This window comes from Cognatundibacterium luofuense, from assembly GCF_018139685.1.
In the GTDB taxonomy this organism is placed as follows: domain Bacteria; phylum Pseudomonadota; class Gammaproteobacteria; order Burkholderiales; family Burkholderiaceae_D; genus Undibacterium; species Undibacterium luofuense.
The window spans coordinates 1-324 of sequence record NZ_JAGSPN010000433.1 but is presented as its reverse complement, the minus strand read 5'-3'; the positions used below and the strand labels follow the sequence as shown (position 1 = coordinate 324).

General features: G+C 50.9%; 1 protein-coding gene. It reads left to right on the top strand.

What is annotated here, in order from left to right:
- Positions 1-31: 31 nt before the first annotated feature.
- The coding region (locus KDM89_RS21105; protein WP_212689774.1) for a Spy/CpxP family protein refolding chaperone at positions 32-324 on the top strand (293 nt) is incomplete at its 3' end.

Sequence of the window (324 nt, the reverse complement as noted above, 5' to 3'; positions counted from 1 at the left end):
GGAAGGTGCACCTGGCTATCATGCGATCGATATGGCGAAATGGCAGGAAAAAATGAAGGAAAGAATGGCGAAGCGTCAGGCTGAATTGCATGAGTTGCTAAAGCTTACGCCGGCGCAGGAACCTGCCTGGAAAACGTATGTTCAGAGCATGGAACTCAAGAATATGCCGCAGCCGCAAGATCCAAGAGAGATGGATAAACTCAGTACGCCGGAACGCATGGAGCGTTCGCTGGAGCGGATGAAAGAGCATCAGGCCAGTTTGCAAAACCGTTTGGCTGCGTTGAAGACTTTTTATGGCACGCTGACACCGGAGCAGCAAAAACT